We start from the raw sequence: 22,970 nt of genomic DNA on the forward strand, positions 1-22,970 counted from the left end.
CCCCGACACATAAGCGGAAATCCTTGTTCCCGCCGCTAATGCTGTAACCCTCAAACGTAAGAACACGCCCGCAAGCATGCGCGCGATGCTAATATTATTATGTCTGACAGCAATTGTCCCGCTTTGCAACGCAGGGACACTGTTCACCTGTAACATTCTCCCCATGCTGGTAGAGCGACGATGGAGTCGGTGCGCCCGAAGGATGGTGCGCGCCCATAGGAGACCGGAACCGCGATGTTCTTCGACGACCGCCTTGCCACCGTCCTGCGCCAGCGCGCAGCGAGCGAGGCGGGCGCGCGCACGCAGTTCCGGCAGCTGCTCGACATCCTCGGCAATCGCAAATTTCCCGGGCAGGACGAACGCAGCAGCAGCCTCGTTGCCGCAGCATGGCTGCGGATGGATGCCCTGGCGGAGCAAATCCCGGTCAAGGACCGCGCAGCGATGATCCGCGAGCCCGGCTGGCGGTTTCGCAGCCCGGAGCTGGCAGCCCATCTGGCCGAACACGAACCCGACGTTGCCTCCGCCGCGCTGAACCGCGCGCAGCTGACCACCGAGGATTGGGGCGCGCTGATCCCGCGCCTGCCGGTGCGTGCCCGCGGCTTCCTGCGGCTCCGACGCGACTTGCCGGTCGATACAGAGCAGTTGCTCGAACGGCTGGGCGTCTATGATCGCGGCCTGCCCTCCCCGGCGGCGGAAAATGTGCCAGACCAGCCTGCCGTCACGCCTCCTGTCGAGGCAAAGGCCGAAGCCGAAGCTCGAGGGAGGCGCGAGACCGAGCCTCCTTCGCGTGCCGAAACGCCTTACGACCCCGACGACACCGGGCGCAGCGAAATCTCCGCGCTGGTCGAGCGGATCGCTCAGTTTCGCCGCAGCCGCGACGTTTCTGCTGCCGACGCCGAGCGCTCGCCCAAGCTGCCCTTCGGCCACCCGCATGAAGACGGCGAGCCGGGCTCCGAGCGGCGCGTCGGCGCGTTCGGTTTCGCAACCGATGCGGCGGGGCGCATCGAATGGGCCACCGGAGAGGTCGACGCGATGGTGATCGGGACCCGGCTGGCGCGCCCGCCGGTGCTGGGCGGCCATGACGACGAAAGCCCGCTCGAACGCGCCTTCGTCCGCCGCCAGCCGATCGTAAAGGCTGCGATGCATTTGCGCGGCGCCCCCGCGATCGAGGGTGAATGGCTGGTCGACGCCCAGCCGAGCTTCACCGATGACGGCAATTTCGCCGGCTATGTCGGCCGTTTCCGGCGTCCTGCCGGGACCGGCTCCGATGCCTCCAGCGCTGCTGCGCGCGAGGCCGACCGCATCCGCCAACTGCTCCACGAGCTGCGCACACCGGTCACGGCGGTGCAGGGCTATGCCGAAGTGATCCAGCAGCAATTGTTCGGGCCCGCCCCGCACGAATATCGCGCGCTCGCCGCCGCAATCGCCGCCGATGCCGCGCGCATCCTCGCCGGGTTCGAGGAACTCGACCGGCTGGCAAAGCTCGAGACCGGTGCGATCGCAATCGAAGCAGGCGAGGCCGATCTTGCAGCCATCGTGCAAGCGACGACCCGCCAGCTGGCGCAAGTGCTCGGCACGCGCAACGCGGGTATCCAGCTTGGCACAGTGCCGGAGGAACCGTTGAAGGTCGCGCTCGATCCGGCTGAAGCCGAAGGGCTGGTGTGGCGCCTGCTCGCGACGCTCGGAGGGAGTTGCGACTCCGGCGAGATGCTCGCGGCCGAAATCGAGGCGACGAAAGGCACGGTTGAATTGACCTGCGCGCTACCCGCCCAACTGCGCGCCGTGGAGGATATTTTCGCCGCCGAGGCCAAGCCGGTCGGGGCGGCGGTGCAGGCGGGCCTGTTCGGCGCCGGTTTCGCGCTGCGGCTCGCGCGGGCCGAGGCGCGTGCTGCGGGCGGTGGCCTTGATGTGGGCGATGAGGCGGTGACGCTCACCCTGCCGCTCTTGACCGGCGAAGGGGCGCTGCCTAGCCCGATGGAGCGCGAGGACCCGGGCGACGCCGCCTGAGCAACTCCGATCCGGGGGATGATCCGAAATGGCTACGGCATCGATGCTGGAACCGCCCGCCAAAGGCTCGCAAGCGAGCTTCGCAAGCGATTTCGGCCAGCGCGTGCTGCTGACGGTCGACACCGAAGAGGAATTCGACTGGGAGGGCCCCTTCACTCGTGATCGCCATGGGCTCGATCATGTTGCCGCGATCCCCCGCTTCCAGGCATTCTGCGAAGAGATCGGTGCGCATCCGGTCTACCTTGTCGACTGGCCGATCGTGCAGGACGCGCGCTCGGTCGAGATCATCGGCGATGCGGTGAAACGCGGCACGGCCGATATCGGCGTGCAACTCCACCCGTGGGTCAATCCGCCGTTCGAGGAAGAGGTTAATTCACGCAATTCCTATGCAGGAAACCTGCCGCGAGAGCTCGAGGCGGCAAAATTCAGGACACTGCGCGATGGCATAGAGCAGGCGTTCGGAAAGGCGCCGCTGATGTATCGCGCCGGTCGCTACGGCCTCGGCGAGCACACCGCTGAATTGCTCAAGGACACGGGCATCGCGATCGACACTTCGGTGCGTTCGCTGTTCGATTACAGCCCGCAGCACGGAGCCGATTACACCCACCACCCGCTCGCACCCTATTGGGTCGACGAGGACCGCAGCCTGCTCGAGCTGCCGGTCACGAGCGTCTATTGGGGCGTGCTGCGCCAACTCGGCAAGCAGATCCAGCGGCTTCAACGGCATGTGCCGACCTTCTATTCGGCGCTTTCGAAATTCAGCCTGCTCGAACGCATCGCGCTCACACCCGAAGGCGTAACCAGCGAAGAGGCGCTGCGCGGGATCGACATCGCGCTCGACGATGGCTTGCCGCTGCTGGTCTTGTCGTTCCACAGCCCGAGCCTCGCGCCCGGCTTCACGCCCTATGTAAGGACCGAAGCCGACCTGGAACGGCTCTACGAGTGGTTTCGCACCGTCTACGCCTATCTCGACCGACGCGGGGTTCGCACCGCCAGCGTCGCCGATGTCATCGCGGCGGTGGAACGCTGAATTTTCGCGGGACAGCCCCGCGCTTCGTGCTTGTGTCACGCGGTGCGCCGCTGTAGGGGCCGTGCTCGTTCGCTCGCGGATACTAATGGGCCTGTAGCTCAGCGGTTAGAGCTGGCCGCTCATAACGGCTAGGTCGCGGGTTCGAATCCTGCCGGGCCCACCACACCCGACACGGGACGCGCGCGAACGGACGAGACGAGAGTCGGGGAGTGGCGCAGCCTGGTAGCGCACCTGTTTTGGGTACAGGGGGTCGCTGGTTCGAATCCAGTCTCCCCGACCATTCGTCTCAGTTTTTCGGCACGAACCGCACTGCAGCCCCGCCCGATGACGCGAGCCCCGCTTCGAGCACCGTTGCGGCGGTCACCTCGCGTTCCTCGATCACGTAGTCGTAGGGATTGGTGTCCCAATGCGCGTTCGGGCCATCGCGATAGATCTGCGCGGTGTAGGTCACGCCGGGCGTGAGGAAGGTCAGCGGAATGTCGAGATCGCGCGGCGTCTCGTCGGTCACAGCGCCGAGGAACCACTCCTCGCTGCCGCGCTTCTGCCGCGCAATCGCGACATATTCGCCCACTTCACCCTGCAAGGCGATGCTTTCCTCCCAATCGGCGGCGACATCCTTGATGAACTGGAAGGCATCGGGCCGCGCGAGGTAGTTCTCGGGCAGGTCGGCCGCCATCTGCAGCGGCGAGTACAGCACAACGTAGAGCGCAAGCTGCTTCATCAGCGTTGTCTGCGGCCGGTTCGAGGGATCGCCGCGCTGCATGTCTTCGCGAAGCGGCGGCTTCTCGTTCGGCCTCAAATCGAAGATGCCGGGGGTGAAATCCATCGGCCCTGCGAGCATCCGCGTGAACGCCAGCGTCGATACGTGCGAGGGCGGATTGGGCGGCGAGCCCCAGGCGTTGAATTCCATCCCGCGCGCGCCTTCACGCGTCATCCAGTTGGGATAGGTGCGGCGGAGGCCTGTATCCTTCACCGGCTCGTGCGCATTGATCGATATGCCGCGCTCGGCAGCGGCCAAAACCGCACGCAGGTGATGGCCCACCATGAACTGGCTGTCGTGCCATTCATACTGCTTCACGCCATCCGCGTCGTAGCGCACGATATCGCCCGCATCGGCGACATATCCGGTCTTGACCTGCGTCACCCCGACCCGCTCGTAGAGATCGAAGGCGGCGTCCATCTGCGCTTCGTAATTGGCGACATTGCCGCTCGTTTCATGGTGGCCGATGATGCGCACGCCCTTGGACTGCGCGTAGGCGGCTAGAGCCTCGAGGTCGAAATCGGGATAGGCCTCGGTAAAGCTGAACAGCTCGCCATTGTTGAACCAGTCGCCATCCCAGCCGGTGTTCCAGCCTTCGACCAGCACGCCCGCGAAGCCGTTTTCGGCAGCGAAATCGATATAGCGCCGCGTGTCCTCGTTGTTCGCGCCGTGGATGCCGTCATTGCCCCAGGTGCGGTCGCGGATGTGCATGGCCCACCAGATGCCGACATATTTGCCCGGCTCTACCCACGAAACGTCGCCAAGCTTGTTCGGCTCGTTGAGGTTGAGGATGATATCCGAGTTGATCAGGCCGGGCGCATCGGGCGCGATCTGGATCGTGCGCCACGGCGATGTGAACGGGGCTGTGGTGTGAACCTTGATCCCGTCCGATCCGGGGCGCAGCGCGGCTTCGAAACTGCCGGGGCGCAACGCGAGCAGCGACATGCCCGAGTAATCGACCAGCGCCGCCTCGTGGATCGCGATATGAAGGCCCGACGGCTGGCGGAAGGTTACCGGCGTGTGCGCATCGTCGACCACAGCGGCGGTGCCGGTACGATAGATGTATTCGTAGCGATTGAACTGGCGGCTCGGCGTCCACCACGCCTTCGCATCGGGGCCGATATTGAACTGGGTCAGCTCGTCGGTGATCCGCAGATCGCCTTGCAGAGCGTCCTGTTCGGGAATGAAGTAACGAAAGCCCACCCCGGTATCGAACACGCGGAACCGCACATGCATGTTGCGACGCGGGCCGCTGGTCGAGATGAATGCAACTTCAAGGGCATTGTAATGGTCACGCACCAATCGACGCTCGCCCCAGGGCTGCTCCCAGACTTCATCAACCAATTCGATCTCGGTTGCCGCGCCGATCTCGAGATCGTCCTCGAAGCCGTGATGATCCGCGAACAGCAGGCCAAGGCGCGCGGCGGGCATAACGACTTCGCCGTCATAGGAGACGGTGTAGGTCGCGTGTCCGCCCTCATCCGAGACGGTGACTGTTATGCGACCATCGGGCGAACTGACATCGATCCCCTGGGCTCGCAGCGGCAGGGCGGCTGCGAGCAGCATGGCGAGCATGGCAATGGCCTTGAGCAAGCGTGTGATCATGGTTTTCTCCCGGATTTCGGTCACTCGGCTTCGCGGAAAATGCGGTAGCCCCATGGCTGGAGCGAGACGCCGTAGGCATCGCCCTCGTTCGGTCCGAAAACCGCTTCGGTCCCGTCGAGCGCATTGGTGTAGGTGCCCTCGTGCCGCGCCTTCTCGAAGGTGACGTCCTGCGCGCGCGGCGAGAGGTTGAAGATCGCGAAGACGCGATTGCTCTCCTCTCCGCGCACGAAGCTCAGCACATCGGCGGGCGCGCTGTTCGGCACATCGACATAGGGCGCGCCGTGGCGGCCGTTCCACAATGCCGGTTCCTCGGTCTTGAGTGCGATCAACGTGCGCAGCAGGCCATCATAGCGGCCCTCCTTCCACTCGATCTCGTCTTTCTCGAAGAAGGCCAGCTGTCTGTCGAGATCGGCCTCCTGCCCGTTATAGATAAGCGGCATGCCGGGGCCGACGAAGCTCAGCGCGATCGCCGCCTCATACGCAGGACCGTAAATCTCCGAGGCCACGCCGTCCCACGAATTCTGGTCGTGGTTGTCGGTGTAGTTCATGCGATATGCGGCGTGCGGCCAGCTGACCTTCTGCGTGATGTAGTAGTCGCGCATCGTGGCCGCGTTGCCCTCGCCCTCGGCAACCTGCTGCAACCTGTCCTTCCACGACCAGCCATAGGTGGCATCGAATGCCTTCGCGTGCAGATCGATTGCGTCCCACTCTGCGAGCATGAAGACCGGCTTGATAGCGTCGAGCTCGGCGCGCGCGGTCTCCCAGAAGTCGAGCGGGACATAGCCTGCGACATCGGCGCGATAACCGTCGATATCGAATTCGCGCACCCAGTAGGCGAGGCTTCCGGTCATGTATTCGCGCAGGCCCGGCTGCGAGTAATCGAAATCGACCACGTCGGACCAGTCGGTGCCCTCGGGCGGCATCATCTCGCCTTCGGGATTGCGCGAATACCACTCGGGGTGTTCCGAAACGAGCGCATTGTCCCACGCCGAATGGTTGGCGACCCAGTCGAGGATCACCTTCATGCCGAGCTCGTGCGCCCTGTCGACGAAGGCGCGGAATTCCTCCTCGGTGCCGAGATCGGGATTGACCGCGCGATAATCCTTCACCGAATAGGGACTGCCCATCCCGCCCTTGCGCTTCTCCTCGCCGATCGGGTGGATCGGCATGAGCCACACGATATCGACCCCCAATTCTGCGAGCCGCGGGAGTTGCTCCTGCGCGGCGGCGAAGGTGCCTTCGGGCGTGAACTGCCGCGTGTTCATCTGGTAGAGCACCGCATCGCGGGTCCACTCGGCATTCTCGAATTCGACGTAAGGCTGCGGCTCGTAGCTGGTTGTCGCCGGGGCGGAATCGCAGCCGGCAAGGACCATCGCCGCGCCAGCAGCGATAAGGAGTTTTGCGAGTTTCATCATTGCGTCTCCGCCAGCCGTTCCTGCATCTCTCTCACCGCGCTCGCCCCGTCGGTGACGAACAGGGTCGCGATCGCCGCCAGCACGAACGACACCCCGCCGATCGCCATCGCGTAGATCGGTTGCCCGTCGAAAAACGCGCTCAGCAGGAAACCGAGCAGCGTCGCGGCAATCAGCTGCGGCACGACGATGAAGATGTTGAAGATGCCCATGTATATGCCCATTTTCCGCGCCGGCACCGAGCCTGCGAGGATCGCGTAGGGCAGCGAAACGATCGAGGCCCAGGCAATGCCGAGCCCGATCTGCGAAACCCACAGCAGCGCCGGATCGCGGATCACGATCATCAGCGCGAAGCCGACTGCGCCGATCGCAAGGTTGAGGCTGTGCAGCATGCGCCGGTCGATCTTCGCCGCGATAAGCACGAACCCGAGTGCGGCTGCGGCCGCAAGCCCGTTGCGCACCGAACCCATCAGGCTCCACCAGTCGGCCCCGTCCTGATAGCCCTGCGTCGTCGGATCGGGAGCGGCGAAGTGGAAATCGGTGACGGCGGGCGTGCCGTAGATCCACAGCGCGAACATCGCGAACCAGCTGAAAAACTGCACCACGGCGAGCTGGCGCATGGTCCTGGGCATGGCGAACAGGTCGTTGACGACTTCCATGAAGCCGTTGTCGTCCATCTCGTTCGTCCGCAGGAAGCCCGCCGCGATCTGGATCACTCCGAATGCCGCGATTAGACCGGCGAGGACGTGAAGCTCTTTCGCCACTTCGATCTCGCCGAGCCATTCTGGGCGCGGATCGCCGCGCGCGTAGAGGATGAAGGCGGCGAATGCGGCTCCGATCACGATCCACACGAGACCGCCCATGAAGAACTGGCCTGCGAGCCGCCGGACGGTCGACACCGGTTGCGGCACGATCCCGAGCGCCTCGTGACGCGCTTTTTCGAAGGCGGCGATCTGCTCCGGGCTATACTCCTTGCTGCTGAAGACCGTCCACATTACCGCCAGCAGCAGCGCCCCACCCCCGATATAGAATGCCCATTGGACCGTTTGCGGGATCTGTCCCGCAGGCGCAGTGTTCGACAGCCCCATCCAGTTGGTCATCACCCACGGCAGCGCGCCCGCGATGACCGCGCCGATGCCGATAAAACAGCTCTGCATGGCATAGCCGCGGGTTCGCTGGCGGTCCGGAAGGTTGTCACCGACGAAAGCGCGGAACGGCTCCATCGTGATGTTGAGCGAGGCGTCCATGATCCACAGCATCCCCGCCGCCACCCACAATGCGGGCGAATTGGGCATGATGAACAGCGCGAGGCTGGCGAGGATCGCACCGATCAGGAAGTAAGGGCGGCGACGCCCGAACCTTCCCCATGTGTTGTCGGACATATGGCCGATGATCGGCTGGATGATCAGTCCGGTCATCGGTGCGGCGATCCACAGGATCGCGAGCTCGTCGACCTGCGCGCCTAGGGTCTGGAAGATGCGGCTGACATTGCCGTTCTGGAGTTCGAAGCCGATCTGGATGCCGAGGAATCCGAAACTCATGTTCCAGATCTGCATCGGGTTCATCGCCGGCTTGCGCCCGGTCAGGCTGGACGAATCCATTTGCATTGCCAAATCCCTCTCCCGCCCGTTGCGCACGCTTCCTACGTGACTTACGGGCCTCTTTCACCCTATCACAGGGCGCACCCGGCGCACTCTCCATGCGCTTCGGGCAGACAGTGTGCCTTTTCTGCAAAAATTTGCAAGAATCTTTGTGGATTGGGGAGAGCAATCGCCAAAGCATTCGTATGTTCTCCAATGAAGCCACTGATTTTACATGTCTTCATTGCAAGCGCAGGATCGATCTCTGTCGTTTACAAAGATTTGCAAAATATCGCGGATGATGGCATTCAGTTTTGCAGGAGGGGTCAATGCTGAGACGAATCTTGCTGCCTGCAGCGGCCGCCTGCATCGGCATCGCCGGTGCGGCGTGGGCGATGAAAGAACCGCCGGCTGCGGAAGAGAGCTTCCGCGACCGCGCACCCGAGGATGAGGTGGTCTATTTCGTCCTTCCCGATCGCTTCGAAAACGGCGACCCGTCGAACGACACCGGCGGGATTGCCGGTGATCGCTTGACGCACGGTTTCGACCCTTCCCACAAGGGCTTCTACCACGGCGGAGACCTGAAAGGGCTGACCGAAAAGCTCGACTACATCCAGGGCATGGGCGTCACCGCGATCTGGTTTGCGCCGATCTTCGAGAACAAGCCGGTCCAGGGGCCGGAAGGCAATGAGAGCGCGGGCTATCACGGATACTGGGTGACCGATTTCACCAGCATCGACCCGCATTTCGGCACCAACGCGGAATTCAAGGCTTTCGTCGAGGCTGCGCACGCTCGCGGGATGAAGGTCTATATGGACATCATCACCAACCACACGGCGGACGTGATCCAGTACGCCGATGGCGACTATTCCTATCGCAGACTCGCCGACTATCCCTATTCGCGCCGCGCCTCGACCGGGGAGCCGATCAATCAGGGCTTCATGGGCGACGACGTGCTGACGGTGGAGAATTTCGCGCGGCTCACATCGCCCGATTATGCCTACACCCCGGTCGTCCCCGAAGCCGAAAGACAAGTCAAAATCCCCGCCTGGCTCAACGATCCGATCTATTACCACAACCGCGGGAGCACGACTTTCAGCGGCGAGAGCAGTCGCTACGGCGACTTCGCCGGGCTCGACGATCTCTACACCGAACACCCGCGCGTGGTGGACGGCATGATCGAAATCTACGCCAGCTGGATCACCCGCTTCGGCATCGACGGCTTTCGCATCGATACCGCTAAGCACGTAAATCCCGAATTCTGGCAGAAATTCGTCCCCGCCATGCTCGAGACGGCCGAGGCCGAGGGCATTCCCAACTTCCATATCTTCGGGGAAGTCTATTCGGACAGCCCGAACAGCGGCTTTCTTGCGCAGTTCACCAACCGCGACGGATTCCCCGCCGTGCTCGATTTCGCCTTCCAGGCGGCGGTGCGCGATGTCGTCGGCGGCAACCAGCCCCCGGCGGTGCTGGTCGACATGTTCGCAGGCGACGTGAACTACGAGGGCGGCGAAGACGCTGCCCTCGCCATGCCCACCTTCCTCGGAAATCACGACATGGGTCGCTTCTCGACCCTCGTGAAATCCGCAAATCCCGGCATTTCGCAGGAAGAATTGCTGGCCCGCACCCTGCTCGGCCACGCCATGCTGATGAGCTTGCGCGGATCTCCGGTAATCTATTCGGGCAGCGAGCAGGGCTTCGTCGGCGATGGCAACGATCAGGCCGCGCGTGAGGACATGTTCCCGAGCGCGACCGCAAGCTACAACGACAACGACCTGATCGGGACTGATGCGACGACGGCGGAAGCCAATTTCGACACCGCCCACCCGATCTACATGCTGGTCCGCGACCTCGCCGCAATCCGCGCCAGACACCCTGCCTTGCGGAGCGGCAGGCAGGTCGTGCGCAGCTACAATGACACCGGACCCGGCCTCGTCAGCTTTTCGCGCTTCGATCCTGAGACCGGCGCGGAGTACCTGCTTGCATTCAACACGTCGGGCGAGAAGCTCGGGGCTTCAACCGCCATCGGCTACACTGCCCGCTCGATCGAAACCCTTCACGGCACCTGCCCGGATGCTGTTGACGCCCCGGGCAGCCTCAAGCTGCAGCTCGCACCCTTCGGCTGGTGCCTCGCCCGCCTATCAGAGACAGATAAATGAACGAGACGCTGCCGATGACCGGCAAGATGAATATTGCCGCAAACGACGACTGGTGGCGCGGCGCTGTGATCTACCAGATCTATCCGCGCAGCTTTCGTGACACCAATGGCGACGGGATCGGCGACCTGCGCGGGATCGTGAAGGGCCTCGACTATATCGCGGATCTGGGCGTCGACGGCATCTGGATTTCGCCCTTCTTCACCTCTCCGATGAAGGATTTCGGATACGACGTCGCCGACTATTGCGGGATCGATCCGAGCTTCGGCACCTTCGAGGATTTCGACGCGATCATCGCCAAGGCGCACGATCTCGGGCTGAAGGTCATCATCGATCAGGTCTATTCGCACACGTCTGACGAGCACGCGTGGTTCCATGAGAGCCGTCAGGATCGCACCAACCCCAAGGCCGACTGGTATGTCTGGGCCGATCCCAAGCCCGACGGTTCGCCCCCGTCCAACTGGCAATCGGTGTTCGGCGGCTCGGCGTGGCAATGGGACGGCCCGCGCCGCCAGTATTACCTGCACAATTTCCTGGCCTCGCAGCCGGACCTTAACGTCCATAACCGCGAGGTTCAGGACGCGCTGCTCGATGTTGCGCGGTTCTGGCTCGATCGCGGGGTGGACGGGTTCAGGCTCGATGCGCTCAATTTCTCGATGCACGATCCGCAATTGCGCGACAATCCGCCTTCGGGCGTGCCGATGGAGCGAGTCACCCGCCCCTTCGACATGCAGGACAAGGTCTACAACCAGAGCCACGCGGATATTCCGGCCTTCCTCGAACGCATCCGCGCGACGATCGACGGGTATTCGGGGCGCTTCACGGTGGCCGAGGTTGGCGGCCCCGATCCGCTTGCCGAAATGAAAGCCTTCACCGAGGACGGCAAGCGGCTCGATTCCGCGTATAATTTCGACTTTCTCTACGCCCCCGAGCTTACGGCAAACCGCGTCCGCAGCAGCCTTTCCAACTGGGACGGCACGCCCGGCGAAGGCTGGCCGAGCTGGGCGTTTTCCAACCACGATGCTCCGCGCGCGATCACCCGCTGGGCGCAAGATGGCGATGTCGACCGAATGGCACGGCTTTCGATGCTCCTGCTGCTATCGCTGAGGGGCAACCCGATCATCTATCAGGGCGAGGAACTGGGCCTGCCGCAGGGCCATGTCGCCTTCGAGGATCTGCAGGACCCCGAAGCCATCGCCAACTGGCCGCACACGCTCGGGCGCGACGGGGCCCGGACGCCGATGCCGTGGGAAGCCAACGCGCCGCAGGCGGGTTTCTCGAACGCGAACCGGACCTGGCTCAAGCTCGACGAAGCGCACAAGGAGCGGGCAATCGATCGCCAGCGGAGCGATCCCGGATCGATGGTGAGCTACACCCGCGAACTGCTGGCGCTGCGCAATTCGCTTCCCGCGCTTGTCGATGGCGCGAGCCGCTTGCTTGACACTCCCGAGGAGATCGTCGCATTCGTCCGGACATCGGATCAAGGCGATGTGCTGTGCGCATTCAATCTCGGCGAGCAGGCGATTGATTGGGCGCCGCCGGAGGAATTTGCCTCAGCCAGGATGGTTGCCGATCAGGACACCGTGAACGGCGGCAACGCGATTCGCGATCGGATCGAAGCCCGATCCGGCTATTGGGCGAAATAGGGGAACGACCGGCGGCATGCAGGGAAGCGACACCAAGGCGAAGAAGAATGCGCGGTTGGAAGACATCGCGCGCGAAGCGGGCGTGTCGATTTCCACCGTGTCGCGGGCGCTCAACGACAGCCCTGCGGTAAAGCGCCGGACCAAGCAGGAAATCTGGAAGATCGCGCGGGCGCACGATTACGATTTCCGCAGCACCATGCCCAATGGCCCGGTGGGCGCAGAAGCGACCATCGCCGTCATCGTTCCCGCCCCTCAGGCGCGCGACTCCCGCGTCGCCGACCCGTTTTTCCTCGAATTGCTGGCCGGCATCACCGAGGCCGCACGCGATCGCAACGCCGATCTCGTCATCAGCCATATCTTCCCGCGCTCGGACGAAGATCTCGAATTCGCGATGACCACCAGCCGCGCGACCGGCATGATCTTTATCGGCCAGAGTTCGCTTCACAATGCCTTCAACGCGCTTGCCGATCGCGACGACCGTTTCGTGGTCTGGGGCGCGGAATTTCCCGACGCCAAATACTGCTCGGTCGGATCGGACAATGTCGCGGGCGGGCGCCGGGCGACCTCGCACCTCCTCAGGCTGGGCCGCAAGCGCATCCTGTTCCTCGGTGACACCGAGGCTCCCGAGGCCGAGCAGCGGTTTCGCGGATACCGCCAGGCGCTGGATGAGGCCGGCGTCGCGCTCGACGACGCGCTCACGATCCCGGCGCATTTCGACGTGCAATCGGGCGAGGCCGCGACACGTTCGGCGATCAATCGCGGGATCGAATTCGACGGCATCTTTGCCGCATCCGACCTGATCGCGATCGGCGCAATCCGCGCGCTAACGCTGAGCGGCCGGTCGGTCCCCGAGGACGTCTCGGTCGTCGGGTACGACAACATTCCCGCCGCGCGGCTGGTCACCCCGCGCCTTACCACCATCGATCAGGACACCAACCTTGCCGGGCGGATGCTGGTGTCGAAGCTGATCGATACGCAGGGCGGACAGGCGACCTCGGAGCGTCTCGAAACCAGCCTGCTTATTCGGGACAGTTGCGGAGGCTGAAATGGCGCACAACGCCCGAGCCCTGAAGACAATCGCCATTGTCGGAGGCGGGAGCGCCGGATGGATGACCGCGGCGGCGCTGAGCGATGCCCTGGGCGAAAGCTGCGCTATCACACTCATCGAATCCGAAGCGATCGGCACCGTAGGGGTAGGCGAAGCGACCATCCCGCCGATCCGCCAATTCAACCAGCGGCTGGGCATCGACGAGGCGACTTTCGTCAAGGAGACTGCCGGGTCCTACAAGCTCGGCATCCAGTTCGTCGACTGGTCGCGGCTGGGGCACTCCTACTTCCATCCCTTCGGCCAATATGGCGCCGAATTCGATACCGTGCCTTTCTACCACTACTGGATGCGCGAGAAGCTCGCGGGGCGGATCGAGGGGCCGATCGACGAGTTCTCGATGTGCTGGGCGATGGCAAAGGCGGGCAAGTTCGCGCACCCGCAGGCCGATCGGCGCAGGATCCAGTCGACCTTCGATTATGCCTATCACTTCGATGCCGGGCTCTACGCCGCCTTCCTGCGCAAATACGCCGAAGCGCGCGGGGTCACGCGGATCGAGGGCCGCGTGGTCGATGCCACGCTGCGCGCCGAAGACGGCTTCATCAAGAGCGTGACGCTAGACAGCGGCGAAGAGATCGAGGCCGAATTCTTCATCGATTGCAGCGGCTTTCGCGGGCTCCTGATCGAAGACGCGCTCAAGGCCGGTTATGAAGACTGGCGCCACTGGCTGCCGTGCGACCGCGCCGTCGCGGTGCCCTGCGCCAAACAGGCGGAAATCACGCCCTACACCCGCTCGACCGCCAAGTCCGCCGGGTGGCAGTGGCGTATCCCTCTCCAGCACCGCACTGGCAACGGCTACGTCCATTGCAGCGATTTCATCGACGAATATCAGTCGACGACCGAGCTGATGACCTCGCTCGACGGCGAGGCGCTCGGCGATCCGCGCACGCTGCGCTTCGTCACCGGGCGCAGGCGCAAGTTCTGGGACAAGAACTGCGTCGCGATCGGGCTGTCGGCGGGCTTCATGGAGCCGCTGGAGTCGACCAGCCTGCATCTCATCCAGTACGGCATCCTGCGCCTGATCGCGCTGCTGCCCGACACGCAGATGTCTCCGCTGCTGGCGCGGGAGTACAATCGCCAGACCATCGCCGAATACGAGCGCATCCGCGACTTCCTGATCCTGCACTACAAGGCGACCACACGCGGCGATTCCGAGCTGTGGCGCTACTGCGCGAACATGGCGATCCCCGACAGCCTGCAATACAAGATCGACCACTTCCGCAATCACGGAATGCTGGTCGCCGACGAGCGCGAACTGTTCGCCAACCCCAGCTGGATCGCAGTCTATCTCGGCCAGGATATCGTCCCCCAGCGCGCGCCCGCGCTGGCCCAGATGCGCGACGTGGTGCCCGTTGCCGACCGCATGAGGGCGATCCGTGATGCGATGCGCGAGGCGGTGGCGGAAATGCCCGCCCACGCCGATTTCCTTGCGCGGCACTGCGCCTCTCCGCTCGCCGTCTGATAGGGCACAAAAAAAGGGCCCGCCGTTTCCGGCGAGCCCTCCTTGGAGAGTTGCGACCCAACTCTGTTAGAACGATTTCTTGACGGTGAAGTTGAATGTCCGCCCGTAAATCTCGTGGCGGCTCGGGAAGGTGCCGACTTGATTGCCCGAGGCACTGAACAAGTCGTTCTGTGTCACGAACGGTTCGTCGGTCAGGTTGAAGACCTCGAACTGGAAGCCAAGCCCTTCGAGGACCCCAGCGCCTTCCTGGAACGTGTAGCCGATCTGGGCGTCGACAATCGTCTCGCTCAGCGCATCCGCGCCGCTCAGGCTCCCGTCGAAGTTCTGAACTTCGGACAGGAAGCCGCTGCGGTAACGTGCGCTGACCTTGGCCTGCAGACCGTTCTTGTCGTAAAACAGATCGGCCGACCACACCTCTTCCGAATAACCGGGGATCGGCAGGAAATCCTCGTTCTGGTCCTGCACTTCGGCTTCTGCCAGCGTGTAGCTGAAGCTTCCGCCGAACCCGTCGAGCGCGGTGGTCAGATCGGCGAAGTCGAGCCGGAATGTCGTCTCGATCCCGTAGATCGACCCGCTGCCGAAGTTGACCGGGCCGGAAAACGATCCCGTCGACAATTCGGGTGCCGTGTTGAGGATCGAACCGAAGCCGGCATTGACGATTTGCTGCTCGAGATCGATCGTCTCATTGAAATCGATAACCCAGTCCGACAGATCCTTGTAGAAGGCGGCGATGACCAGCGCCGACCCGCGCGAAATGTACCTTTCGAACGAAAGATCGAATGCCGTTGCTTCGTAAGGTTGCAGGAACGGGTTTCCGCCACCCAGGTTGAAACAGACCACCGACGGCGGATTGAAGGCAAGCACCGTATCCGGAATCTGATCGTTGTCCGTGTCCGCGCACGCGAGCGGATTTGTCGAAATATCCTGGTTGGCTGCCAGCTGGTCGAGCCGTGCGCGAGTAATCGTCTTCGCCGCGGCAACCTTGAAGAAGGTGCCATCAGCGACCTCGAAGCTGAGGTTCAGGTTCGGCAGCCAGTCGTCGTAAGAGTCCTCGACGAAATTGACGCCGCCCCCGATCGTGCCGGTCGACGACTGCTCGGTATCGGCGTATTTCAGGCCGATATTTCCACGCAGCGGGACATCGCCCAACATCGTGTCGATATTGGCCTGAATGTAGAAATTGTGGACTTTTTCGTTGACCGTCCACTGCGTGTCGAAGGTCGCCTTTTCGACAGTGTAGGTGCCATCGGTCAGGAAACTCGAAGGATCGTAGGCGAGGATATCGTTGCCGAGATCCTTCGTATCGGTGGTGCCGACAATCGCGCTTGCGGGAAGCATGAACGCACCGTTCACGAAGGCTCCCGATTGGCGCAGGAAGCTCTCGTTCGAATCGAAATTCTTCTCGCGGTCGGTGTACAGCCAACCCACCTGGATGCTGTCTAGGAAACCGCCGTCGAATTCCCATTCGGCCTCGGCACGCAGCTGGTGCAGTTCGTCCTGGATGATCGGCTGCTTGATGAAACCGACCTGACCCCAGCCGCCCGGATCGGTGAGCAGGACGTTGGCGGGATCGGTGTAATCGAGCAGGCCGTCGATCGTGTATTCGCCGTTTTCCGGGAAGGTGAAATTCAGCGTGTCCTGCGCACCCGAGCGGGCCGGACCCGTGCCTGCGTAGCTTTCGTAGTCGATGTCGTTGCGATCGAGCTTCGAATAGCCGTAATCGACTACGAAGCTGAGATTGTCGCTCACAGCGAAATCGACGTTGATACCGGCGGCCCAGATTTCGGATTCGTTGCCTTCGGTGTCGGTCCGAAGGATCGGGACGACTGCCGAATATTGTGCGCTGTCGGCAAACGGGCCGGAGCCTTGCGCGCCGTCGAAGCTGGCGCCCGACCACGAAGCGATCGGCGTTTCCGTTCCGCGGAAAATCCCTGAATCCTTGGTGTCGCTGTAAAGACCGTCGAGCGTAATCGCGACGCGGTCGCTCGGCTCGAATTGCAGCGTGCCTGCGACCGAGACGCGTTCGAATTCGCGGCTGACCACGCCCTGGCGGGGGTTGTCTGCCGGATAGATAAGGCCGTTCGCATCGCGCGAGACCTGGAACTGGTTGGTCTTCAACTCGCGGCTGATGAACTGCGTCGGGTTCGACTGCACGGTTGCGCCGATCGCCCAGCCCAGCGTGCCAGAGGCATTCTGGTCGATGTAGGACGCGAAGAAGCGATATCCGTCGTCGGCGAAATCGGGGTTCAGGCTGCCCTGGTCGTTGAGCACGTAGCGTGCCGAGACGTTGATCGTGCGCTCATTGAAATCGAGCGGCCTCACCGTGCGCAGATCGACCGCACCGGCGATACCGGTCGCCGCGAGACGCGCGTCGGCGGTCTTGTAGACGATACCCTGCCCGATGAGTTCGGACGGGAACTGGTCGAATTCGATGCCGCGATTGTTACCGGCGGAAACGACTTCGCGGCCGTTGAGCAGCGCGAGCGAGAAATCCGGGCCGAGGCCGCGGATCGAAATCTGCTGCGAGCGACCGCGAACACGCTGCGCGGTGACGCCGGGCAGGCGAGCCAGCGAGTCTGCGATCGAGAGATCGGGCAGCTGCCCGATATCCTCGGCCGAGATCACCTCGACGATGGAATTCGCTTCGCGCTTGGCATCGAGCGATGTCTCGATCGACGCGCGGATCCCGCTGACGATGATGACGTTGCCTTCATCCTCGGCGACATCTTCGGTTTGAGTGTCCTGGGCAACGGCAGGCATCGCCGTTGCCATCATGGCCAGTCCGGTCGCCGCTCCGCAGAGCAGCCGGGCATTGGCAGAGTAACGCTTAAGTCCCATTCAGTCCTCCCCAGGCATCACGCTTGGTACGTGTTTGCAGTTTTTTTCATAGCGGAGAAAACCGATAAGGTAAATCGCCAATCTCTGACTGGCCGAACTCCCCTTAAATATCTATTTTTCCTCTACCTTTCGGCGTTCGTATGCGAATATGGGACTTGTAAGCACCGGGCCCACGCGAACTATCAACAATTTGTGGCACTCCGGTCACACTTTTGCGCTCCATATCCCGCAAAACACCCTAAATCCGGCGGAGGAGCTCTGCTAACAAATGCATTTTAACGTCTATTTTTCAGCATTTTAATGGTATCTTGTTGGCAATCGGCTGCGCACTTGATACCGTCAAAACAACACGGGAACGGAGCGCAGCAGGCGAATTTGCAAATGGGAAGCTGGGCGATTTCACCGACTGGTGCGCAGGCCGGAACCTTTTCCCAGCAAAATCATAATTTTGTCACGATCCACGACTTTCTTCAGTCGCCGGATACTGCGATGAACAGTGCTTGTTTGCAAAATTTTGCAAAGATCACGCCGCAATATCCCGGTATCCGCGCTCCGCTCGATTCGGCTGTCGCCGATGCGTGGCTGCGGCAGCTTTCGCCTTTGATGGAGGACACATTCGGCAAGGCCGGAAAAGGTTGGGCGATCCAGGCGTGGTATTCAATCGTGACGACGCCTCCTCGCGACCTCGTGCCGCTGCAGTGCTTTCCGCATGTCGACGGAACCGATCCCGACCAGCTCGCAATGATGCTTTACCTGCATCAGACCGGTCACGGCGGCACCGCGTTCTTCCGCCACCGATCGACCGGGTTCGAAGCGCTGACCGACGAAACCTATCCACGATACGCAGCCGCGCTTCAGGACGACGTCCGCAAGGCGGGCTTGCCCCCTGCCCGCTACGTCACCGACGGCGCGCCGCACTTCGAGCGGATCCATGCGACCAGCGGCGCCTTCAACCAGGCGGTGTTCTATCGCGGCAACCTGCTGCACTCCGGGATCATCGACAACGACGCCGAACTATCCGCCGATCCGCGCACCGGGCGCTTGACTATCAACGCCTTCTTCCGGCCATTGTAGCCCATGGGTGAATCCAAACTTCAGAAACTGGTGATCGTCGGAGGCGGTACCGCAGGCTGGATTGCCGCCGCCGCCTTCGCCCGGCTGCTGGGCAGGACGATCGAAATCGAGCTGGTCGAATCCGATGCGATCGGCACGGTCGGTGTCGGCGAGGCGACGATCCCGCAGATCATCCGTCTGAACGGAATCCTCGGCCTCGACGAATACGATTTCCTCAAACACACCCACGGCACGTTCAAGCTCGGTATCGAGTTCGTCGACTGGGGGCGGATAGGCTCAAGCTACCTGCACACGTTCGGGGATGCGGGCCTCAACCTCGCAGGGGTGCCATTCCACCAATACTGGAAACGCGCCTCTGCGACAGGGCATACCAAGGACCTTTGGCACTATTCGCTGCATCGTCTCGCCGCCGATCAGGCGAAATTCGGCAAGCTTGACCGCGTCGGCAGCACGGCCATGACCGGCCTCGCCTATGCCTATCACTTCGATGCCGGGCTTTATGCGAAATATCTGCGCGCTTTTGCCGAACAGCTCGGCGTCACCCGCACCGAAGGTATCGTCACATCGGTTACGCGCGATCCCGAAAGCGGCGACATCGACTCGATTACTCTCGAGGGCGAACGCGAGGTTGCGGGCGACTTCTTCATCGACTGCACCGGCTTTCGCGCCCTGCTGCTCGGCGAGGAGCTCGGCGTGGGCTATCGCGACTGGTCGAAATGGCTGCCTTGCAACAGCGCGCAAGCGGTGCCGAGCGAGCGGCTCGATACGCTGGTGCCCTATACCCGCGCGACGGCAAAGCCCTCGGGCTGGCAATGGCGCATCCCGTTGCAACACCGAACCGGCAACGGCCATGTCTATTGCAGCGGGTTCATCTCCGATGAGGAAGCCGGCCAGACCCTGCTCGCTGGGCTCGACACCAAGCCGCTCACCGATCCGCGCCCGATCCGGTTCACAACCGGTCGGCGCGAGCGCTTCTGGTCGCACAATTGCGTCGCCATCGGACTGTCGAGCGGTTTTCTCGAACCGCTGGAATCGACAAGCATCCACCTCATCCAGTCGCATGTCAGCCGCCTGATCCAGCTGTTTCCACGCGGAGGCGGCGGCAGCGCCGAGCGCGACGAATACAATCGCCGTTGCGCTCAGGAATTCGAGCAAATCCGCGACTTTCTGATCCTCCACTACAAGCAGACCGAGCGCGATGATTCCGAATTCTGGAACTATTGCAGCCACATGGATGTGCCGGACAGCGTCAGCCACAAGCAGGAGCTGTTCGCGTCGTCCGGACGCGTCGGGCGCGATGCCGACGATCTCTTCCGCGAAGCGAGCTGGGTCCAGGTGATGCTGGGCCAAGGGCTCACGCCCGCCAGCCACGATCCGATGGCCGATTCCATGTCTGACGCGCAGCTCGACGAATTCCTCGGCAACGTCCGCACGGTGATCGAAAAGGCCGTGCATCCGCTCCCCAGCCATGAGCAGTTCCTGGCGCAGCACTGCCAATCGGTGTGACCGGTTGATCGATGTTTTGGGCCTGATCGCGAAGGGTTTGCCGCCCTGCGACGTTAGGCCAACCATTGCGACCATTTGCGACACCCCTGTACGTGACACGCCGATCGTTGGGGTTCACAGTGGTTCTTAAAGGAGCAGCACAGGATTGCGCGAGATCGGCCATGAGCACGACCCACATCGCTCTCAATCGCTTCGGCTACGGGATAAGGAAGGGCAAAGTTGTCCCTGACGATCCCAAACGCTCGCTGCTGCGTGAAATGGATGCTTTCGAGGCCTCGCCCGCCGCGCTTGCCGGACGCGAGGACACATCCGACAGGGCTGGTGAAATCCTCGAGACGCTGCGCCTCCAACGGCTCGAGCGCCGAGCGATGCGCCTTCGGACGATGGCGGACGACGCAGTACAGCAGGTGTCCGAGAAACAGCTGATGGCCGCACGGGAGCGTGCCGGGCCACTGGCGGATTTGCCCGAGGACCTGCGCAACGCGTTTCTCGATGGCGGGCGCATCGTGCGCCGCGACATCGCGCTGAGGATCAACATAGCTGTCGCCAGCGATACTCCCTTTATCGAGCGGTTGGTCCACTTCTGGTCGAACCATTTCAGTGTCAGCGCACGCAAAGCCGGAACCCCGCATCAGGTCGGCAACCACGAATTTTCGGCGATTCGTCCGCGTGTGCTGGGAAAGTTCTCCGACCTGCTCAAGGCCGCCGTTCTCCATCCGGCGATGCTGATCTACCTCGACCAATTCCAGTCGATCGGACCGAATTCGATGGTCCAACGCCGCTTTCGTCGACGGGGACTCAACGAAAACCTGGCGCGCGAGATCATGGAACTGCACACGCTCGGCGTGAACGGCGGATACAGCCAGGATGACGTGACCGGGTTCGCCCGCGCGCTCACCGGCTGGTCGATCTCCGGCCTCGCCCGGCTCGATCGCATCGCGCAGCCGCAGCCGGGCGGTGCGGTGTTCGCAGTTGTCGCGCACGAGCCGGGCACCCGCACCATCCTCGGCAAGACCTATCGCAGCGAGGGCGCGCAGCAAGCCCTCGACGTGCTCGACGATCTCGCGACCCACCCTTCGACGGCCCGCTTCATTGCGACCAAACTGGCGCGACATTTCGCGGGAGACGAGCCGCCGGAAAGCCTCGTTTCGCGGCTCGAAAACGATTTCAACCGGACCGGCGGCGATCTCGCCAGCCTCACCCGAAGATTGGTCGAAGCACCCGAATGCTGGACCGTCGGACCCGTCAAATACCGCCAGCCGCAGGAATGGCTGATATCTGTGCTTCGCTTCGCCGGGGCAGGAGCTCTCGAGGATCGCCGGATTGCCAACGCGCTTAAGCAATTGGGGCAGTTGCCATGGGGAGCGCCCTCGCCCGCCGGCTACGACGATATCGAAGGCAGCTGGGCCGGACCCGATGCCTTGTTTCGCAGGGTAGATCTTGCCGAAAGGATCGCTCGTATCGTTCCGGCAGACGGGCTGTTGCAACGCGCCGAGCGGGCGTTTCCCGATGCTTTGAGCGACCACACCAGGCTCTGGCTCAGCCGGGCAGAAAGCGACGGTCAGGCGCTCGGCCTTCTGCTGGTCTCGCCTGAAATGATGCGGAGGTAACATGGCGACCAAAAGCTCCATCACCCGCCGGGCCGTGCTTGCGGGAAGTCTGGCCGGATCGATCGCGCTCGGAGCGCCCCGGCTGGCCTTCGCCAAGGGTTCGGGTACGCGGAACCTGCTGTTCGTGATCCTTCGCGGCGCGGCGGACGGCCTCGCGATGCTCGCTCCGGTCGGCGATCCGGATTTCGTCCGCCTCCGCGAACGGGCCTTGCCCGACTACGAAGGCGCGCGACGCGCCGACGGCTTCTTCGCGATACATCCCACATTGGAGAACATCGGCGCTGCCTATTCCGCGGGACAGGCGCTGTTCGTCCATGCGGCGGCCACATCCTACCGCGAACGCTCGCACTTCGATGGCCAGAACATGCTCGAGACAGGGGCCGCAGTGCCCTATGCCAAGACCGACGGGTGGCTCAATCGCCTCGTCGCCCTCAAGGCTGAAGAGACCGGGCAGGTACCGAGCGCGCTGGCGATCTCGCCGACGATGCCGCTGGTGTTGCGAGGGGAAGCGCCCGCATCGAATTATGCCCCTTCCGCCTTGCGCGGGGCGAGCGAGGATTTCCGCTCACGTGTCGGGCAACTCTACGCCGAGGATCCGCAGCTTTCCGGCCTATGGGAGCAAGCGCTCGAGACGCGCGAAATGGCCAACGACAGCGATATGCGCGGATTGCAGGATGCTCAGCGGGCGGGCGAACTGGCCGCCTCGCTGATGCGCGAAGATGCCGGGGCGCGCATCGGGGTTATCGAAATCGGCGGTTGGGACAGCCACGCCAACCAAGGGGGCATCTTCCGCCGCCAGGCAACACAGCTCGATACGCTGCTCGGGGCCTATCGCGCGGGGATGGGAGCGCGCTGGCAGGATACGATGGTTTTGGTCGCAACCGAATTCGGGCGCACGGCGCGCTTCAACGGCACCAACGGCACCGATCATGGGACCGGCGGAGCGGCAATCGTGATGGGCGGCAATGTAAGAGGAGGTAGGACGATCTCGGACTGGCCCGGACTCGCCAATCACCAGCTCTACGAGGGGCGCGACGTGAAGCCCACACTGGCCTTGCAAAGCCTGTTTGCAGGAGCCGCTGCGGAACATCTCGGGCTCGATGCGAAGCCGACGATGAAACGCCTGTTCCCCGACCATGCCGACGCGCCACTGACGGGCATCGCCCGCAGCTGACACAG

At 63.0% G+C, this 22,970-nt stretch carries 14 protein-coding genes and 2 tRNA genes; 12 read left to right on the forward strand and 4 right to left on the reverse strand.

Going from position 1 to position 22,970, the window contains the following annotated elements; translation table 11 throughout:
- Window positions 1-234 precede the first annotated feature (234 nt).
- From ACI5KX_RS11115 to ACI5KX_RS11130, 4 genes are all read left to right on the forward strand, one after another.
- Window positions 235-2,007 carry a histidine kinase dimerization/phospho-acceptor domain-containing protein gene (locus ACI5KX_RS11115; RefSeq protein ID WP_406810723.1) on the forward strand — a complete coding sequence of 591 codons (1,773 nt, stop codon included), beginning with the start codon at window positions 235-237 and terminating at the stop codon, window positions 2,005-2,007.
- Between the two features lie 28 nt (window positions 2,008-2,035).
- Entirely contained in the window at window positions 2,036-3,037 is a 1,002-nt protein-coding gene (locus tag ACI5KX_RS11120) for a polysaccharide deacetylase family protein (protein WP_406810724.1), read from the forward strand.
- 87 nt (window positions 3,038-3,124) lie between these two features.
- Window positions 3,125-3,200 (forward strand) — tRNA-Ile (locus tag ACI5KX_RS11125).
- A 40-nt stretch (window positions 3,201-3,240) separates the two neighbouring features.
- Window positions 3,241-3,317, forward strand: a tRNA-Pro gene (locus ACI5KX_RS11130).
- Between the two features lie 6 nt (window positions 3,318-3,323).
- Here ACI5KX_RS11130 and ACI5KX_RS11135 read toward each other — a convergent pair.
- The 3 genes from ACI5KX_RS11135 to ACI5KX_RS11145 are packed head-to-tail and all read right to left on the reverse strand — an operon-like array spanning window position 3,324 to window position 8,421.
- Entirely contained in the window at window positions 3,324-5,402 is a 2,079-nt protein-coding gene (locus tag ACI5KX_RS11135; RefSeq protein WP_406810725.1) for a glycoside hydrolase family 97 protein, read from the reverse strand.
- A gap of 20 nt (window positions 5,403-5,422) precedes the next feature.
- A complete protein-coding gene (locus tag ACI5KX_RS11140) occupies window positions 5,423-6,814 on the reverse strand; it encodes an alpha-amylase family glycosyl hydrolase (protein ID WP_406810726.1) in 1,392 nt (463 codons plus the stop codon).
- Complete coding sequence (locus ACI5KX_RS11145; RefSeq protein ID WP_406810727.1) at window positions 6,814-8,421, reverse strand: MFS transporter; 1,608 nt, start codon at window positions 8,419-8,421, stop codon at window positions 6,814-6,816. Before ACI5KX_RS11145 ends, ACI5KX_RS11140 begins: the two co-directional genes overlap by 1 nt.
- A 302-nt stretch (window positions 8,422-8,723) precedes the next feature.
- Between ACI5KX_RS11145 and ACI5KX_RS11150 the strand changes: the two genes are divergently transcribed.
- From ACI5KX_RS11150 to ACI5KX_RS11165, 4 genes are read left to right on the forward strand one after another with little or no spacing between them, the layout of a single operon-like run.
- Window positions 8,724-10,553 (forward strand): alpha-amylase family glycosyl hydrolase, encoded by a 1,830-nt coding sequence (locus tag ACI5KX_RS11150; protein WP_406810728.1) that lies wholly within the window; start codon window positions 8,724-8,726, stop codon window positions 10,551-10,553.
- The gene (locus tag ACI5KX_RS11155; RefSeq protein WP_406810730.1) at window positions 10,550-12,196 is read left to right on the forward strand and encodes an alpha-amylase family glycosyl hydrolase; all 1,647 of its coding nucleotides are present in this window, start codon (window positions 10,550-10,552) and stop codon (window positions 12,194-12,196) included. Before ACI5KX_RS11150 ends, ACI5KX_RS11155 begins: the two co-directional genes overlap by 4 nt.
- 16 nt (window positions 12,197-12,212) lie before the next feature.
- A complete protein-coding gene (locus ACI5KX_RS11160) occupies window positions 12,213-13,241 on the forward strand; it encodes a LacI family DNA-binding transcriptional regulator (RefSeq protein ID WP_406810731.1) in 1,029 nt (342 codons plus the stop codon).
- Window position 13,242: 1 nt separating this feature from the next.
- Window positions 13,243-14,763: a tryptophan halogenase family protein gene (locus tag ACI5KX_RS11165; RefSeq protein WP_406810732.1), complete on the forward strand. Its 1,521-nt coding sequence runs from the start codon at window positions 13,243-13,245 to the stop codon at window positions 14,761-14,763.
- A gap of 66 nt (window positions 14,764-14,829) precedes the next feature.
- Here the strand turns inward: ACI5KX_RS11165 and ACI5KX_RS11170 are convergent, their stop codons facing one another.
- Window positions 14,830-17,601: a TonB-dependent receptor gene (locus ACI5KX_RS11170; protein WP_406810733.1), complete on the reverse strand. Its 2,772-nt coding sequence runs from the start codon at window positions 17,599-17,601 to the stop codon at window positions 14,830-14,832.
- A gap of 381 nt (window positions 17,602-17,982) precedes the next feature.
- Between ACI5KX_RS11170 and ACI5KX_RS11175 the strand changes: the two genes are divergently transcribed.
- The 4 genes from ACI5KX_RS11175 to ACI5KX_RS11190 all read left to right on the forward strand — a co-directional run bounded on the left by ACI5KX_RS11175 (window position 17,983) and on the right by ACI5KX_RS11190 (window position 22,965).
- On the forward strand, window positions 17,983-18,675 hold the full coding sequence (locus ACI5KX_RS11175; protein WP_406810734.1) for a DUF6445 family protein: 693 nt from the start codon (window positions 17,983-17,985) through the stop codon (window positions 18,673-18,675).
- 3 nt (window positions 18,676-18,678) lie between these two features.
- Window positions 18,679-20,181: a tryptophan halogenase family protein gene (locus tag ACI5KX_RS11180; RefSeq protein WP_406810735.1), complete on the forward strand. Its 1,503-nt coding sequence runs from the start codon at window positions 18,679-18,681 to the stop codon at window positions 20,179-20,181.
- A gap of 161 nt (window positions 20,182-20,342) precedes the next feature.
- Window positions 20,343-21,791 carry a DUF1800 family protein gene (locus ACI5KX_RS11185; RefSeq protein WP_406810736.1) on the forward strand — a complete coding sequence of 483 codons (1,449 nt, stop codon included), beginning with the start codon at window positions 20,343-20,345 and terminating at the stop codon, window positions 21,789-21,791.
- Window position 21,792: 1 nt separating this feature from the next.
- Window positions 21,793-22,965 (forward strand): DUF1501 domain-containing protein, encoded by a 1,173-nt coding sequence (locus tag ACI5KX_RS11190; protein ID WP_406810737.1) that lies wholly within the window; start codon window positions 21,793-21,795, stop codon window positions 22,963-22,965.
- The last annotated feature ends 5 nt before the right edge of the window (window positions 22,966-22,970 follow it).

This window comes from Erythrobacter sp. GH1-10, assembly GCF_045363165.1.
Lineage (GTDB): Bacteria > Pseudomonadota > Alphaproteobacteria > Sphingomonadales > Sphingomonadaceae > Erythrobacter.

Excerpts from the sequence above, each read along its gene's own strand:
- ACI5KX_RS11115 (WP_406810723.1), top strand. The coding sequence starts at position 235 with ATGTTCTTCGACGACCGCCTTGCCACCGTCCTGCGCCAGCGCGCAGCG.
- ACI5KX_RS11120 (WP_406810724.1), top strand. The coding sequence starts at position 2,036 with ATGGCTACGGCATCGATGCTGGAACCGCCCGCCAAAGGCTCGCAAGCG.
- ACI5KX_RS11135 (WP_406810725.1), bottom strand. The coding sequence starts at position 5,402 with ATGATCACACGCTTGCTCAAGGCCATTGCCATGCTCGCCATGCTGCTC.
- ACI5KX_RS11140 (WP_406810726.1), bottom strand. The coding sequence starts at position 6,814 with ATGAAACTCGCAAAACTCCTTATCGCTGCTGGCGCGGCGATGGTCCTT.
- ACI5KX_RS11145 (WP_406810727.1), bottom strand. The coding sequence starts at position 8,421 with ATGCAAATGGATTCGTCCAGCCTGACCGGGCGCAAGCCGGCGATGAAC.
- ACI5KX_RS11150 (WP_406810728.1), top strand. The coding sequence starts at position 8,724 with ATGCTGAGACGAATCTTGCTGCCTGCAGCGGCCGCCTGCATCGGCATC.
- ACI5KX_RS11155 (WP_406810730.1), top strand. The coding sequence starts at position 10,550 with ATGAACGAGACGCTGCCGATGACCGGCAAGATGAATATTGCCGCAAAC.
- ACI5KX_RS11160 (WP_406810731.1), top strand. The coding sequence starts at position 12,213 with ATGCAGGGAAGCGACACCAAGGCGAAGAAGAATGCGCGGTTGGAAGAC.
- ACI5KX_RS11165 (WP_406810732.1), top strand. The coding sequence starts at position 13,243 with ATGGCGCACAACGCCCGAGCCCTGAAGACAATCGCCATTGTCGGAGGC.
- ACI5KX_RS11170 (WP_406810733.1), bottom strand. The coding sequence starts at position 17,601 with ATGGGACTTAAGCGTTACTCTGCCAATGCCCGGCTGCTCTGCGGAGCG.
- ACI5KX_RS11175 (WP_406810734.1), top strand. The coding sequence starts at position 17,983 with ATGGGAAGCTGGGCGATTTCACCGACTGGTGCGCAGGCCGGAACCTTT.
- ACI5KX_RS11180 (WP_406810735.1), top strand. The coding sequence starts at position 18,679 with ATGGGTGAATCCAAACTTCAGAAACTGGTGATCGTCGGAGGCGGTACC.
- ACI5KX_RS11185 (WP_406810736.1), top strand. The coding sequence starts at position 20,343 with ATGAGCACGACCCACATCGCTCTCAATCGCTTCGGCTACGGGATAAGG.
- ACI5KX_RS11190 (WP_406810737.1), top strand. The coding sequence starts at position 21,793 with ATGGCGACCAAAAGCTCCATCACCCGCCGGGCCGTGCTTGCGGGAAGT.